This window comes from Dyella japonica DSM 16301 (assembly GCF_001010355.1).
GTDB lineage: Bacteria > Pseudomonadota > Gammaproteobacteria > Xanthomonadales > Rhodanobacteraceae > Dyella > Dyella japonica.
The window spans coordinates 97,104-111,769 of the sequence record NZ_JPLA01000001.1 but is presented as its reverse complement, the minus strand read 5'-3'; the positions used below and the strand labels follow the sequence as shown (position 1 = coordinate 111,769).

Sequence of the window (14,666 nt, the reverse complement as noted above, 5' to 3'; positions counted from 1 at the left end):
TAGGAATTAACTGCCGCCACCGCCTGCAATTGAGACTATTCTTATAGATGCTGTCGATCGCGTGCGCCTAATCTGACTTATCGAATCGACAAGGCTGGGCACGTACATGTATTGCTTTCACGGCCTGACCACAATTGCCTTAACCCGCAGTGGGTCGTGGCGAGGATGCATGCGGTGGGTGCTGTGCTCGCTGTTCGTGCTGTGCGCATCGCTGTCGTTCGCGGCACACGCCACGCAGGTCCCGCCGGATGTGCCGGTCAAGCCGGACACCCGGGTCGCGCTGAGCGCGGAGGAGTTGGCCTGGATCGCGCAGCATCCCGTGGTCGACGTAGGCATCTTTGCCGGCAATCACTTTCCCATCGAGGCCTGGGTCGCGGGCGGTGCGGAAGGCATCGGCGTGGAATACGCCAAGCTGCTCGCCGGCCGCGTCGGGCTCAGGCTGCAGTTTCGTCCGTTCACGGACTGGGATGCCGTGACCTTCAGCGACTCGGGCAAGCCCATACCCTTCGACCTGCTGGTGGGTCAGCCTTATCGGCGCAGCGATCGCCTGGAATACCTCAATCCCTACGTTGAAGCCAGCCTGGTGCTGGTTGCCCGCAAGGGCGACATGAAGGTTCGTACCGAGGCCGATGTGATCCATGGGCGCATCGCGATGGAGCGCGTCGCCCGCGTCTACACGAAGATCATCAAGGATCATTTCCCGCAGGCCACGCTCATCTTCACCGACGACGGCCGTGAGGCGCTGGACATGGTGGCCCAGGGCGTGGCGGATGCATACATCGGCTCCTCCGCACGCACACGCTGGTTGCTGACTGAGCGCGAACACGACGACGTCACCATCCTCCAGCGTCTTGCCGATATACCGCCGCTGCAGGCCGCCCTGGCGGTGCCTCGCGATCACGTGCTGCTCGCCTCCATCCTGCGCAAGGCCGAGGCCACCGTGCCGGCCAACCAGCTCGCCAGCCTGCGCCAGCAATGGGGCATGGATGAGGATTTCAGCGAACCGCTGCCGCGCAGCACCTCGATCTCCGATGCCGATCGCCAATGGCTCGCCGGGCTGGGCACGCTGCGCGTGGGTTACGAAACCGATCGCTATCCGTATAGCTTCATCAACAAGGACGGCATGCTCGACGGCCTGGCCGAAGACTATCTCTCGCTGATCAAGAAAGAGCTGGGCTTGCGCTTCGAGCTGGTGCCCGCCCGCGATCTGGACGAACTGCAGCGCCGCGTCGCCGCCAACGAAGTGGATCTGGTCGCTGCAGCCATGCCTGCCGACTACGACGCGGGAGCCATGGTATTCAGCCGGCCTTACGAGCGGTTTCCCGAAGTCATTGTGGCGCCGCTGCATGGAGCGGCGGTCGCCGGGCCCGAAGATCTCCGCGGCAAGAAGGTGGCCGTCCGCGAGGAGGCGGGCCTGCTGGCCGGCCTCAAGATGCTGCTGCCGCGCAGCGAGCTGGTGCCGGTCGCCAGCAATGAAGCGGGCCTGCGACTGGTGGAAAAGGGCGAAGTGTCGGCCTATATCGGCACCTTGCCCGCGATCGATGCGCTGATCCGCGACCGCTACGCCGCCACGCTGCGCGTGGTGGCGCCGGCGGGACTGGACCAGGACATCACCTTTGGCGTCAGCCGCGACAATGCCCGCCTGGCGGGTTTGATCGACCGCGTGATTGCGGGCGTCAAGGACAGCCAGCGGCAGGCCATACGCACGCGTTGGCTGCGCGCCGACTACAGCTACGGCGTGCCGTGGAACTGGGTGCTGATCGGCCTGCTGGTGGTCGGTTCGATCGTGGCCCTGATCGGGTTCGCCTATAAGCGCATGCGCGATGCCGAAGCACGCGCCCGCGCATCCGAGCAGCGCCTGGTGGACACCAACGAAAATCTGCCTGGTGTAGTGATTCGCCTGCACGTGGATGCCGTGGACCGTCGCACGTACGAGTCTGTCAGCGGGCCCTCGATGGCGATCTTCGGCATGTCACGAGAAGACATACTCGCCGGTCATGCGGGGCCGCTCGAGTCGGCCGTCGATGAAGACCGTGCGATGGTGCAGGCGTCGGTGGATCAAAGCCTGCGATCGAAGCATTCGGGCGTGGTCGAGTTCAGGACCAGGGTGAACGGGGCGACTCGCTGGATTCGCGCCCTGGGCGGCGAACCCAAGCCCAGCGGGCAGGGCGGCTATTTCTGGAGCGTCTACTGCGCCGACGTCACCGTCGAAAAAGAACAGGAGCGAGCACTGGTGGAAGCCAAGGCCACGGCCGAAGCGGCGGTGGCGGCCAAGGGCGCCTTCCTGGCCATGATGAGTCACGAAATACGCACGCCCATGGCCGGCGTGCTGGGCCTGGTGGAATTGCTCTCCAAGACGCCGCTGAGCACCGAGCAGTCGCATATGGTCGGGATGGCGCAGGATTCGGCGGTGGCGTTGCTGCAGATCCTCGACGACATCCTGGATTTCTCGCGTATCGAAGCCGAAAAACTCGAGCTCGAACCACAGGCCTTCGACCTGCGCCTGCTGGCGGACAGTGCTGTGGGCACCTTCGCGGCACGTGCGCAGGAAAAACACCTGCGTCTTTATCTCGTGCTCGACTGGCGCCTCGCTTCGGAATATCGGGGCGACGCCAATCGGATTCGCCAGATCATCAACAACCTGATCAGCAATGCGCTCAAGTTCACCGCCTCGGGCCATGTGAAGCTGCGCATCGACCTGCTCGATGAGGTCAAGGATGGACAGCGCCTGCGCTTCAGCGTCACCGATACCGGCATGGGCATCTCGCCCGACCAGCTCAATCGCCTGTTCCAGCCGTTCACCCAGGCGGAGGCGTCGACCACCCGGCGTTTCGGCGGCACGGGTCTGGGCTTGAGCATTTGTCGCCGGTTGGCGGGCATGATGGGCGGCGATGTTCGACTGGAAAGCAAGGTAGGCGAGGGCACGCGTGCCACCGTCGAAGTGGTACTGCCGGTGCTACAGGGCACCAGCATCATTCCCGGCATCGAAGGCAAGCGGGCCTTGGTCTGCACGCGCGACGGCATGTTCGAGCGCGAGTTGGCCAATGCGCTGTCGGCCATGGGCTTCAGCGTCATCGAGACGGATGCGGAAGACGTTGCCGAACTCGGCAAGGATGATGCGGACGTCTATATCGCCGATGCGCGTCTTATCGAACAAGGCATCACCGTGGAAGGCGTGCCAGCCATCCATGTGATACCCGATACCGATACGCGTGGGTTCTATCGCGAAGGCGGCAAGATGATGCTTTGCGGCAGCCCACTGTTGTGGCGCTCGGCGGTGGAGGCTTGCCGCGCAGCGCTTGGCCTGGACGCCGCCGGCGACAAGCAAAGCTTCGTCGCGCCCCGCGAGGCACGCTCAGCGCGCATCCTGGTGGCCGAAGACCATCCCATCAATCGCGCCGTGATCGAACGACAACTGGAGCTGCTCGGTTATGCCTGCACCATGGCCGAGGATGGCCAGCGTGCGTGGGACGCCTTGAGCGCTTCGCACTACGACCTGCTGCTGACCGATTGCCACATGCCGGTACTCGATGGCTACGCGCTGTCGCAGCGCATACGCGAGGCGGAGGTCCAGACGGGCAAGCATCTGCCCATCATCGCGCTCTCCGCCAGTGCGCTGCCCGAGCAGGTGGACAAGTGTCGCCGGGCCGGCATGGACGACTTCCTCGCCAAGCCCGCTCGCCTGGAAGAGCTGCAGCAGAAGATCGAAAGCATGGTCGGCAGCCTGGCGAACGTCGTGGACCGGCAAAATCAGGCCAGTGACGACGCGGTGACCCAGCTGGTCGCGATCTTCGGTTCTGAAGAACAAGTCGAGACGCTGTTGCACGGGTTGCTTGAGGCGGGGCGGGCGGATCTCGCCAAATTCGAGCAGGCGGTAGAGGCAGGCGATACGGCAGCCCAGCGCGATGTACTCCACCGCATCACAGGCTCGCTTCAATTGCTGCGCATGGGCCTGCAGGAGCCCGCGCCCAGCCTGAGCGTCAGCGAACGCCGCGACGCCGTGCTTGCCGAGTTGTCGCAGGTCGACGGCATGATTGAAAGGCTGCAGGCCAAGCGCATCAGTCGACAGCAGCGAGTCTGAGCAGCCGACACGAAAACCTTGTAGGAGCGCACTCGTGCGCGACCGCAACGCCACGTAAGCCCATGGTCGCGCACAAGTGCGCTCCTACAGGAGTGCCGGGGTCTGTAAAAAGAAGTGGGGCAGTGGGTCCGCATGGACGCTGCCCCGGTGCGAATAACCTTGATGTCCTTGCCCGGCCGGAGAATCCAGCCTGGGTAGTGCGGACTCGCAGTTGGATCGCGCCTGCATCCTTTCGTATCGTGCGTTGCGACGGCGTGTAAATTGCCATCGCGGCTTGTTATGGCTGCTGCGCCGATGTCGCAGGAGCAGGCTCTGGCTGCAAATCTTCGTGCGTCGCGGCGCGGAAGAAACCCACCGCAAGTATGACCAGCATGGCCACGATCAAAACGATCAGGGCAGCTCGACGTGAAAATTTCATGACATGGGCTGGCTGGCGAAACGATGGATGCTGCGCTGCTGTACGTGTCCATGTTGTCGACGTTCTGTGGCCGACACGCGCTGCACGCTCGACAACCATGGGGCGCCTGGGGTAGTACCATCGGGCACGAACGAGAACCCACGGAGCCTTCCATGACACCTCTCGACAAAACCCTGCGCCGCGAAGTCACCATCGATGGCGAGACCTACACCCTGGTGCTCGATGCGAATGGTTTGAAATTGACGCCGCGCGGCCATCGCAAGGGCACGGAACTGCAATGGAAGGACATCATCAATGGCGATGCCGCCGTAGCGACGGCACTCAATGCGTCGGCGGCAAACGATAGCGCTTGAGGACGGCATGATGGGCTGTGCGTCATGATGGACATGGCGCATCGACTATCTCGCCGCCAACGCCTTCATCACCGTCTTCAGGCTCTGCCTGATCGTGGCCATGCCTTCCCATGGGTCGGTACGTTGTCGCTTCACTCGCGCAAGGGCTGAGCGCAGGTCGAATTGCGCGGCGCTTTTCAGGCGGCCCAGCTCGGTCCAGCGTAGCGGCATGGCGACAGGTGCACCCGGTCGGCCGCGTAATGAATAGGACGCCACCGCGGTGGCGCCGCGGCCGTTGCGCAGATAGTCCACGTAAATCCTGCCTGCGCGTCGAGCCTTGCTGCTGACCGAGACGAACTCGAGCGGATACATCGATTCGAGCGCCTGCGCAAAGCCATGCGCGAAGGTCTTCACTTCGTCCCATGGCACGACCGGTTTCAGCGGTACCACCACGTGCAGTCCCTTGCCGCCGGTGGTGCGCAGGAAACTCGCCAGGCCCAATTGATCCAGCAGCTTGTTCAACAGGCGTGCCGCGGCTTTTACGCGCGTCCATTCGACATCCGGGCCCGGATCCAGATCGAAGATGATGCGGTCGGCGCCATCGGGATCGTCAATATGCGCACCCCAGGGATGGAACTCGATTGCGTTGTATTGCACCAGCTCGATGATCGAGTCCGCGCTTTGCGGATAGAGGTAGACGACGGAGGCGCCGGTGTCCTCTTTCAGGCGGACCGAGCCCACATGTTTGAGGCCGCCCGTGGGCAAGTGCTTCTGGAAGAAGCTGGGCTTGTCGATGCCGCCGGGCCAGCGAATCACGGACATCGGCCGGTCGATGACGCCGGGCAGGAACCACGGCATGACGGCCGTGTAGTAGTCGACGATGTCCTGCTTGGTGATGCCGTCGCCCGGATAGGCCACGCGATCGGGATGGGTGATGACGATATCGGCGGACTTCTGTGTACCGCGTTTACGCGTGTTCGTTGGTGCTCCGCGCTTGCCGGTGCGGTCGCTGCTGCGCAAATCCTTGGGCGACTTGTCCGGCCGCATCGCCTTGAGGCTGGGTTGTCGCAATAGTCCCTGGTTGCCGATGCCGCGATAGAACACCTCGGCGACGGCGGTCGGCGCGATCCAGTGCGCATCGCGAGGCGCCTCGCCCGCATGCTTGATGGTGGGCATGCGCGAGCCGGCGCGTGCCAGCGAGCGGCTGAGTTCACGCAGCATCTCATCGGTGAAGCCTGAGCCCACGCGGCCGACATAGCTCCACTCGCCCGCAGGCGCGGGCCGGGCCATCAACAGCGAACCGAATCCTTTTCGCGATCCTTTGGCGGCCGTATATCCCACCACGGCAAACTCATCGGACTCGAGGCGCTTCACCTTGACCCAGTCGTCGCCGCGCCCGCCACGATAGGGCGAATCGACGCGTTTGCACATGATGCCTTCGAGGTGATGGGCGCTTGCGCTCTCGAACGCGGCCTCGCCGCCACCGACGAGGTGACTGCTATAGGCAAGCTGGGGTGGGCCGTCCTGCAGCAGGCGCTGCAAGGCCTCCTTGCGGCGGATCAAGGGCGAGCGCGAGAGGTCGTAGCCTTCGAGATAGGGCAGGTCGAACAGCACATAGACCAGCGGCGATGCGCGCTCGCCCGACAGTGTCTGCTGCAAGGCGTTGAAGTCGGAGCGTCCCTCGACGATCGCGATCAGTTCACCGTCCAGCTGCGCCGACTGAAGTCCGAGCGATTCCACGGCCTGTCGTATCTCGGGCAGCTTGTCGGTCCAGGGCAGTGCGTTGCGCGACCAGCATTCGACTTGGCCGGCAGTGATCGAGGTGAGAATGCGGTAGCCATCCCACTTCACCTCGTTCAACCAGTGATCGCCCGCAGGAGGCGCATCGCGCAGCGTGGCGAGTTCGGGCTTGAAGTAGCCCTTGGGCGCGGCGCGCTTGCTGGCTCCTTCCAGCTTGGCGACCCATGAGGCGGGCGAGCTGCGTCGCTTGCGTGTGGCCGGGGGCGCCTTGCGCCCTGAGTGCGAGAGCTTCTGCGCGACTTCCTTCGCGCCGCCGCTTTTCCCGGCCGCCCGCCGGGTGCTGGCAACCATGGTGGCGTCGAGCAGATCGTCCGCCTCCGTCTTGGACGCGTAAGCGTCATCGTCCTTGATCAGGAACCACGCCGGTTTCTTTTCCTGGCGATGACCGCGAACCAGATGCCAGCCGCCCTTGAGCCGTTGGCCGAACAGCTCGAAGCGCAGATGTCCTTTCTCAAGTTGCGCCTCGGCATCACTCGAGGTCGCCCACACGCCCGTGTCGAAAGTGTCAACGTGGCCGGCGCCGTAGCCATCGGGAATATCGCCCTGGAACGACGCATACGACACTGGGTGATCTTCCACCTCCACGGCGAGCCGTTTCACCTTGGGGTCGTAGCTGGGTCCCTTGGGGCAGGCCCAGCTCTTGAGTACGTCGCCCACCTGCAGGCGGAAGTCGTAGTGGCGTCGGCGCGCATGATGCAGTTGCACCACAAACAGCTCCCGCCTGGCCTTGCCGGCGGATTGCTCTGGCCGGGGCTCCGGTGTCTTGTCGAAGTGGCGTTTGCGGGCGTAGTCGCGTAGTGACATGACGATCATTCCCACGTCTGGCCGCCGCTTCCGCACGTCTGAAGGTGCGCGCCACGGCGGCCCGGCAGTCGGCTGGTGATTGCACAGCAGTCTCACGTCGCCGGTGAACCGGCTGTCAACCTTGTGCAAACGGCGCGCCTCTGCACCGCATGCCATTCACATCCCGCCCCAACATCGCCGAGTAACCTTCAGGCGACCTGTGGCGAAGTAACTGTGATCACCACCTGATCCGTTATTTCCACTGGAGGTTGTTAGTCATGAAACATGGAACCCTGAAACAGAAACTGTGGCTGGCCGGCATGGCCATCGCCATGACGGCCGCCGTGCCTGCCATCGCCGCGGAGCAAGCCGTGCATGTGCGCGGCACCGTGACTGAGGTAACGGCCACCGGCTTTACCGTGCAGACGGCGACGGGCACGCAAAATGTCGCGATGGCGGCCGATACCCGCATCACCGGCGTGGTGCCGAGCAGTCTGGAAGCGATCCAGCCCGGCTCGTATATCGGTTCGGCCAATGTGCCGCAGGGCGGCGCTGCCAACGCATTGGAGGTGGTGGTGTTTCCGCCGGCGATGAAGGGCACGGGCCTGGGTGATTATCCCTGGGATCTGCCGGCCCATGGCGGCGGCTCGGCCATGACCAACGGCAGCGTGATGTCGTCGGCGATGACCAATGGCACCGTCAAGAGCAACGCGTCCGGCAGGCCGGTCATGCAGTCGGCGATGACCAACGGTACGGTGAAAACGGCTGCGGGCGATGGCGCACGCACGCTGGTGGTCGATTACGGTTCGGGTGAAAAGACCATCAAGGTGACGGCGAGCACGCCGATCGTGACCTTCGCTCCCGCCGACAAGAGTGCCATCGTCAAGGGTGCGCATGTGTTCGTGGCCGGCAAGCCGGGCAATCCGGTGGCAGCCGGATTGGTCGCGGTCGGGCTCAACGGTACGGCGCCGCCGATGTAATAGCCGCCGCGTTAGTGTCATGCGGCGGTCCGGACCTGTCCATGCTCGATGGGCAGGTTCGGATGTGGTCGTATGCGCTTCAGATGCCCGCGTACCACTCGTAGCCCTGGTCTTCCCAGTAGCCGCCCTTGCCGTCGCCGATGTCCTCGAACGAGCTCACCAGCTCGATGCGGCTGATGTACTTAGCCTGCTTGTAGCCGAGCTGCCGGCCTAGGCGCAGGCGCAAGGGTGCGCCATTGGGCACCGGCAGTGGCTGATCGTTCAATTCGAAGGCGAGCAGGGTCTGCGGGTGCCTCGCTTCGCGGATGTCCACGCTCTCGTAGTAGGGCGTATCCACGTCCATTTCATCGAAGCAATGAAAGACGACGAAGGCCGCCTGCGGGCTCACGCCCACGTGGTCGAGCACGGCCGAGAGCAGGGTGCCACGCCACTTGCCGATCGCGCTCCAGCCTTCCACGCAATCGTGCCGGGTGATCTGGGTGCGGTCATCCAGCGCCTTGAGGTCGGCGATCGACAGCATCGCCGGACGGCTGACCAGTCCGTCCACCTGCAGTTTGTAATCGCGGAACTGGTTCGCCATCAAGGCCTGATAGGCGGGCGTGCCTGGCATCGTGGTGCCATTGGGATGGAACACCGGCGAGATGTCCGCCTCGGAATATTCCTTCGCCATCGCGCTGGAAGGCGAGAGCAGCGCCTGCACGCGACGGTTCAGGCCCTCGGCGCTGCCCAGCACACGGGTGCCGAGGCCGCTCTGGGAGATACGGTCGCAACCGGCCAGCAGGATGCCCACAGCGCCCATGCCGGCCATGCGCAGAAACGATCGGCGATCACTCATGACGAGGGTCCTCCGCGATCGGCGCTGGTTCGGCAACGACAGGATCGGCGGGTACGGCGGGCTCTACTGGCTCGGGTACGACCGCATCCACCTTGTAGTAGCCCGTGATCATTCCGCGCAGCTGGTTGAACACGCCGCTGATCAGCACCTCGAATACATGAATCAGCACGAAGGCGACAAACGCCCAGGCGACGATGAAATGAATCGACCTTGCCGACTGGCGTCCACCCACCGCTTCCACCAAGGGCGAAAGCACCGCATCCATGCGCGGCGACATCGCCAGTCCCATCAACACGATGCCAACGCCGAAGATGAAGATCACGGTCAGGTACGCCAGCCGCTGCAGGATGTTGTAGCGCAGCGCCTCGGCGCCATGGGGGTGCCTGAAACGGATGTGATCGAGGATGGAGCGGCCGATGCCGCGCCAGTCCGCACGCGTGGGCCACATGTCGCGCTGCAGGTGCCTCCTGGCGATCGAGTAGCTGATATAGCAAAGCCCGTTGAGCACAAACACCCACGCAAAGAAGAAATGCCAGCGCCTGCCCATCGCCAGCCAGCCGGCGCTGGGGACCGTCAGCCAGGATGGAAAGCCGCGCGCCACGGGTGTCCCGTCGCTGCCCTTGGATACGCCGAGTACGCCGGTGCTGTTGACTTGATGCTGGCCGATACGCGTGGTGCCGACGAGATTTCCGGCGGCATCCTGGTGCGCATCCATTGCCAGCCAGGCCGTGCCCTGGTCGGATCGATTGCCCCAATACAGATACGGATGCGCGTTGAAGATCTGCAGCCCGCTGAACAGCATCAGCGTCAAGGCGATCACGTTGATCCAGTGCATGATCCGGATCGGCAGCGTATGCCGGTAAATCAGACGTGCAGCGGTCCCTGAGGGTTCGGGCGTCACGGAAGCGCCACGGGTCGCGACGGCGCTGGAAGCGTTCATGGCGGTGCACTCCGGAATCGCGGTGACTGGCCAGCCTGCATAGCCACAGTGTACTCGCGGCAAGAAATTCCGGTCGCCTGGCTGTCCGGCTGGCTTGTCACCTGGGCGCGCGGCTCATTTCGGCAGAAGCGGCGCGTGCGGGCATACAATCAACCGATGGACTATCAGCTTGTCATCAAATTCTGGCGGAAATCCCTGGCCGACGAAGCCTTCCTCGCGACGATCGAGGCAAAGCTCAAGGAGGCCTTGGGCAAGGGCGTCGAGCTGGAGGGCTACGACGTCAGCCCGAAGGAGATCAATCTTTTCATGCTCGCCTCCGACCCGCGACTTTCGTTTCGGCGCGCGAAAGATGTGCTGGAGGGATTGGGCTTGCTGAACGGCGTTTCAGCGGCGTTCCGCGTGGCCGGCGGCGCCAGTTTCACTTCCATCTGGCCGCTGCGCGCCACGCGCAAATTCAAGCTTCCCTAGCGCAGATGCGTTTGAAGTGACGCATCACGCTTGCTCTTGCGCTCATGTCATCAGCGTGCGCCCGATATGCCATCGAGGCTAGGTGAATTTACCTACGACGCTATGCGTAGATGTTCGATGTCACTCGTCGGGCGGCCCGCTGCCGCGTCATAACCGATGAAATCCAACATCGCGTTTTCGTGGTTGCAAGCACTACAAAGCCATGGATGTCTCGCTTAATATAACCAAGTGCAGATATGAGGCTTCCGCCCGCGCGCCTATATTTGCGGCACGTACCGCCGCTCATCCGCAGTTTTCAGGGTGTGGATTGCTTTGGATAGCGCTGGCCTGGCCTTCCCCAACAGGGTTCCGGGAAAGTGACGATGCGTGCCATGCTCGGCCAATCCGCAGCGTTTCTGACTGCCTGCGAACAATTTCGCCGCTATGCCGCATGTGACGTGGCCGTGCTGGTCGAAGGCGAAACCGGCACGGGCAAGGAGTTGGCGGCGCGCGAGATCCACTACGCAAGTTGTCGCCGCGACTGTCCCTTCGTTCCGGTGAACTGCGGCGCCTTGCCCGACAACCTGATCGAGAACGAGCTGTTCGGTCATGAACGCGGCGCGTATACCGATGCCAAGAGTGCACAGCCCGGCCTGATCGATCATGCCCGCGGCGGCAGCTTGTTTCTCGATGAAGTCGACGCACTATCGCCCAAAGCCCAGGTCACCTTGCTGCGTTTTCTGGAGAACAACGAGTTCCGCCCGATCGGCGGCGGCAACTCGCGCGTTTCCAATGCGCGGGTGATCGCGGCCACCAATCGCAGCCTGCATCAGTGCGTGGCCGATGGCCAGTTTCGGCAGGATCTGGAGTACCGCCTGAACGCGCTGTACATCCGGCTGCCGCCGTTGCGCGAGCGGGAAGGGGATATACCGCTGCTCGCCGCGCACTTCCTCAAGCTGGCGGCGCAGCGCCTCGATGGCCCGAGCAAGACATGGACTGACGAGGCCATGCAGATGCTTTGCGCCTATCCGTGGCCGGGCAATGTGCGGGAGGTCGAGAACGTGGCGCTGCGCGCGTACATGCGCACGGATCAGTCCGTTGTCGACGTGTCGGCGATCGCCGAACTGGTCGACATCACCGGCGACAAGGAGATCGAGGCGGTCGATGCGCACGCGGCGGAGCCGATGGACATGCGCTATCTGGTGGCGAAGGGCCATGCCATGCTCGCCTTCGAGCGCCGCTACCTCACGCGGCTGATGATATGCACCAGTGGCAACGTCAGCTCGGCGGCGCGCCTGTCCGGCACCGAGCGGCGGCAACTGGGCAAGCTGCTCAAGAAGCACGGCATCGATACGCGGCGCTTCCGGGCGCAGCCGTAGCCGCACGTTCCCGCCACGGGATCACGTTGACGCCGCACGCTGCTGTTTTGCGCGTTCATTCGCGGCGTCACCGGTGTCCGCGTGGGTGCGGGTAGACCCAGTCGCCACGACATCCGGGTCAAAGATGACCCGGGAAGCGTGCTTGCCCGATCTCGCCACAGCGCGATGTGATCGCGTTCGCCAGCGTTCAAGGCGTGGCATGCCACTTGCCTCGTGCTCACGGCGGACTGTGGAGACACCAGTGATCGAGAGGAAAGCCAGCGACGATGCAGGCAGGAATGAAGTGGCCAGTGCCGTGCTCACCTATCTGCAACGTCATCCGAACGCGGCCGACACCCTCGATGGCATCGTCAGCTGGTGGCTCCCGCAACAGCGTTACGAGATGGAGCGGCAACACATCAAGCGAACGCTAGGCGAACTCGTAGAGCGTGGGGAGCTGCGCTGCGATCGCCTGCCTGATGGCGCCGTGCTTTACGCGCTCAATCATCCCGGCCGCAAGCCGCCGGAATGATGCTCGAACCGAAGCCATTGACGAGGAAACAGCCATGCCTGTCACGCTGAGTTACCCGGGCGTCTATGTCGAAGAGATCCCCAGCGGTGTACGCACCATCACCGGGGTTGCCACCTCGATTACCGCCTTCATCGGACGCGCCGCGCAAGGGGCCACGGATACGGACCCCGACGGTCCGGTGACCATCTTCAGCTACGGCGATTACGAGCGGAATTTCGGCGCGCTCGATCCCAACTATCCGATGGGCTACGCGGTTCGCGATTTCTATCTCAATGGCGGCTCGCAGGCGATCATCGTGCGTCTGTACAAAGGCGATGCCAGCACGGCCAAGGCGCAGCTCGCCATCGCCAACCTGCCGCTGGAGGCGGCCTCGGCGGGGACCTGGGGCAATAAGCTGCGCGTGCGCATCGACAGCCAGGGCTCCCCCGATGTGGCTGCCCAGTATGGCCTGGCAGCGGCGGACCTGTTCAACATGACGGTGCGCAACATGACCACCGGCGCACAGGAGAGCTTCCTCAACCTCAGCGTGAAGGAGAGTCCGCGTCGCGTCGATCGCGTATTGCTGGCCAATTCTTCGCTCATACGCGTTGCCGCCAGCCTCAGCCTGCCGGCGACGGCCGTACCGGCGGTCATGCCAAACAATCCGCCACAGGGCAGCACGGTGTGGGACCAGGACGGCACGTCGAGCGGCGTGACGGGGCAGGCGGTCGACAGTGCGGGGCTGGATCGGACCACCTACGACGGCGACGAAAATGCCAAGACCGGCATGTATGCGCTGAAGAAGACGGATCTGTTCAATCTGCTGTGTATTCCCGCCGATGTGCGCGGTGGCGAAACCGAGAGCGCGGTCTACCAGGACGCCCTGGCTTTGTGCGTGGCCCGCCGGGCCATGCTGATCGTGGATCCTCCGTTGGCGTGGAGCAGCGCGAGCAAGGTCGATCTGCCCTCGCTCAATCTCAGTTCGATATCGGCACGCAATGCGGCGGTGTTCTTCCCGCGCGTGATCGAATCAGACCCGGCACGGCAGAGCCAGCTCGATACCTTCGTGCCGTGCGGCATCGTCGCCGGCATCATGGCGCGCACCGACAGCCAGCGAGGGGTGTGGAAGGCGCCCGCTGGACTCGATGCGTCGCTCAACGGCGTGCAGGGCCTGTCGACCGTACTGACCGATGATGAGAACGGCCTGCTCAATCCCATCGGCGTGAACTGCCTGCGCAGTTTTCCGCTGAGCGGCCCGGTGGTGTGGGGCTCGCGAACGTTGCGCGGTGCAGACCTGCTTGCCGACGACTACAAGTACATCCCGGTCCGCAGACTGGCGCTGTACATCGAGGAAAGTCTGTTCCGCGGCACGCAGTGGGTGGTGTTCGAGCCCAACGACAATCCGCTGTGGGCGCAGATTCGACTCAACGTCGGCGCCTTCATGCAGAACCTGTTCCGCCAGGGGGCTTTCCAGGGCAAGACGCCCACCGACGCCTATTTCGTCAAATGCGATAGCGAGACGACCACGCAGAACGACATCAACCTCGGCATCGTGAACATCGTGGTCGGTTTTGCGCCGCTCAAGCCCGCCGAATTCGTGGTCATCCAGCTGCAGCAGATGGCCGGCCAGATCCAGACCTGAGGACAATGTCATGGCTCAGTTCAGCGTCAATGCGCAGCGCTTCGACCCCTACAAGAATTTCAAGTTCAGGGTGAAGTGGGACGGCCGTTATGTGGCGGGCGTCAGCAAGGTCTCCGGGCTCAAGCGCACCACCGAGGTGGTCAAGCACCGCGAAGGAGGCGATCCCAGCAGCAGCCGCAAATCGCCGGGACGTACCGAGTTCGAGGCGATCACGATCGAGCGTGGCGTCACGCATGATCTTGAGTTCGAAAAGTGGGCGAACAAAGTGTGGAACTTCGGCGCGGGACTGGGCGCCGAGGTATCGCTGAAGGATTTTCGCAAGGACCTGATCCTGGAGGTCTACAACGAGGCCGGGCAGCTGGCGATCGCCTATCGGCTGTTCCGTTGCTGGGTCTCCGAATACCAGGCGTTGCCGGACCTGGATGCGAATGCGAACGCCGTGGCCATCCAGCATCTGAAGCTGGAAAACGAGGGCTGGGAGCGCGATGTCAGTGTGCAGGAGCCGACCGAGCCCAGCTTCACGGTGCCGGCGGGCTGAT

The 14,666-nt window shown here is 63.6% G+C and carries 11 protein-coding genes; 8 read left to right on the top strand and 3 right to left on the bottom strand.

Annotated features, from left to right (window positions below; genetic code table 11):
* Positions 1–169: 169 nt before the first annotated feature.
* Both Y882_RS00420 and Y882_RS00415 read left to right on the top strand, forming a co-directional pair.
* On the top strand, positions 170–4,081 hold the full coding sequence (locus tag Y882_RS00420) for an ATP-binding protein (protein WP_046969882.1): 3,912 nt from the start codon (positions 170–172) through the stop codon (positions 4,079–4,081).
* Positions 4,082–4,651: 570 nt separating this feature from the next.
* Complete coding sequence (locus Y882_RS00415; RefSeq protein WP_046969881.1) at positions 4,652–4,852, top strand: hypothetical protein; 201 nt, start codon at positions 4,652–4,654, stop codon at positions 4,850–4,852.
* 45 nt (positions 4,853–4,897) lie between these two features.
* On the opposite strand, the gene ligD is transcribed toward Y882_RS00415, so the two are convergent.
* A complete protein-coding gene (gene ligD, locus Y882_RS00410) occupies positions 4,898–7,435 on the bottom strand; it encodes a DNA ligase D (protein ID WP_046969953.1) in 2,538 nt (845 codons plus the stop codon).
* A gap of 257 nt (positions 7,436–7,692) precedes the next feature.
* Here ligD and Y882_RS00405 point away from each other — a divergent pair, with 257 nt between their 5' ends.
* Positions 7,693–8,394, top strand: a complete 702-nt coding sequence (locus tag Y882_RS00405; protein ID WP_052949526.1) for a hypothetical protein — start codon at positions 7,693–7,695, stop codon at positions 8,392–8,394.
* A gap of 79 nt (positions 8,395–8,473) precedes the next feature.
* Here Y882_RS00405 and Y882_RS00400 read toward each other — a convergent pair whose 3' ends face one another.
* Positions 8,474–9,229 (bottom strand): molybdopterin-dependent oxidoreductase, encoded by a 756-nt coding sequence (locus Y882_RS00400; RefSeq protein ID WP_046969880.1) that lies wholly within the window; start codon positions 9,227–9,229, stop codon positions 8,474–8,476.
* Positions 9,222–10,169: a cytochrome b/b6 domain-containing protein gene (locus Y882_RS00395; RefSeq protein WP_082120862.1), complete on the bottom strand. Its 948-nt coding sequence runs from the start codon at positions 10,167–10,169 to the stop codon at positions 9,222–9,224. The genes Y882_RS00400 and Y882_RS00395 overlap by 8 nt, the downstream gene beginning before the upstream one ends.
* A gap of 156 nt (positions 10,170–10,325) precedes the next feature.
* On the opposite strand from Y882_RS00395, the gene Y882_RS00390 reads away from it, so the two are divergent.
* The 5 genes from Y882_RS00390 (at position 10,326) to Y882_RS00370 (ending at position 14,665) form a co-directional block, all read left to right on the top strand.
* Entirely contained in the window at positions 10,326–10,637 is a 312-nt protein-coding gene (locus Y882_RS00390; RefSeq protein ID WP_156171273.1) for a hypothetical protein, read from the top strand.
* A gap of 362 nt (positions 10,638–10,999) precedes the next feature.
* Positions 11,000–11,995 carry a sigma 54-interacting transcriptional regulator gene (locus tag Y882_RS00385; RefSeq protein ID WP_046969878.1) on the top strand — a complete coding sequence of 332 codons (996 nt, stop codon included), beginning with the start codon at positions 11,000–11,002 and terminating at the stop codon, positions 11,993–11,995.
* A gap of 241 nt (positions 11,996–12,236) precedes the next feature.
* On the top strand, positions 12,237–12,506 hold the full coding sequence (locus tag Y882_RS00380) for a hypothetical protein (RefSeq protein ID WP_244466132.1): 270 nt from the start codon (positions 12,237–12,239) through the stop codon (positions 12,504–12,506).
* A 34-nt stretch (positions 12,507–12,540) separates the two neighbouring features.
* Positions 12,541–14,127, top strand: a complete 1,587-nt coding sequence (locus tag Y882_RS00375) for a phage tail sheath family protein (protein ID WP_046969877.1) — start codon at positions 12,541–12,543, stop codon at positions 14,125–14,127.
* A gap of 10 nt (positions 14,128–14,137) precedes the next feature.
* Positions 14,138–14,665 (top strand): phage tail protein, encoded by a 528-nt coding sequence (locus Y882_RS00370; protein ID WP_046969876.1) that lies wholly within the window; start codon positions 14,138–14,140, stop codon positions 14,663–14,665.
* Position 14,666: the final 1 nt, after the last annotated feature.

Coding starts and splice junctions, on each gene's coding strand:
- Y882_RS00420 (WP_046969882.1), top strand. CDS start 170: ATGCGGTGGGTGCTGTGCTCGCTGTTCGTGCTGTGCGCATCGCTGTCG.
- Y882_RS00415 (WP_046969881.1), top strand. CDS start 4,652: ATGACACCTCTCGACAAAACCCTGCGCCGCGAAGTCACCATCGATGGC.
- ligD (WP_046969953.1), bottom strand. CDS start 7,435: ATGTCACTACGCGACTACGCCCGCAAACGCCACTTCGACAAGACACCG.
- Y882_RS00405 (WP_052949526.1), top strand. CDS start 7,693: ATGAAACATGGAACCCTGAAACAGAAACTGTGGCTGGCCGGCATGGCC.
- Y882_RS00400 (WP_046969880.1), bottom strand. CDS start 9,229: ATGAGTGATCGCCGATCGTTTCTGCGCATGGCCGGCATGGGCGCTGTG.
- Y882_RS00395 (WP_082120862.1), bottom strand. CDS start 10,169: ATGAACGCTTCCAGCGCCGTCGCGACCCGTGGCGCTTCCGTGACGCCC.
- Y882_RS00390 (WP_156171273.1), top strand. CDS start 10,326: ATGGACTATCAGCTTGTCATCAAATTCTGGCGGAAATCCCTGGCCGAC.
- Y882_RS00385 (WP_046969878.1), top strand. CDS start 11,000: ATGCGTGCCATGCTCGGCCAATCCGCAGCGTTTCTGACTGCCTGCGAA.
- Y882_RS00375 (WP_046969877.1), top strand. CDS start 12,541: ATGCCTGTCACGCTGAGTTACCCGGGCGTCTATGTCGAAGAGATCCCC.
- Y882_RS00370 (WP_046969876.1), top strand. CDS start 14,138: ATGGCTCAGTTCAGCGTCAATGCGCAGCGCTTCGACCCCTACAAGAAT.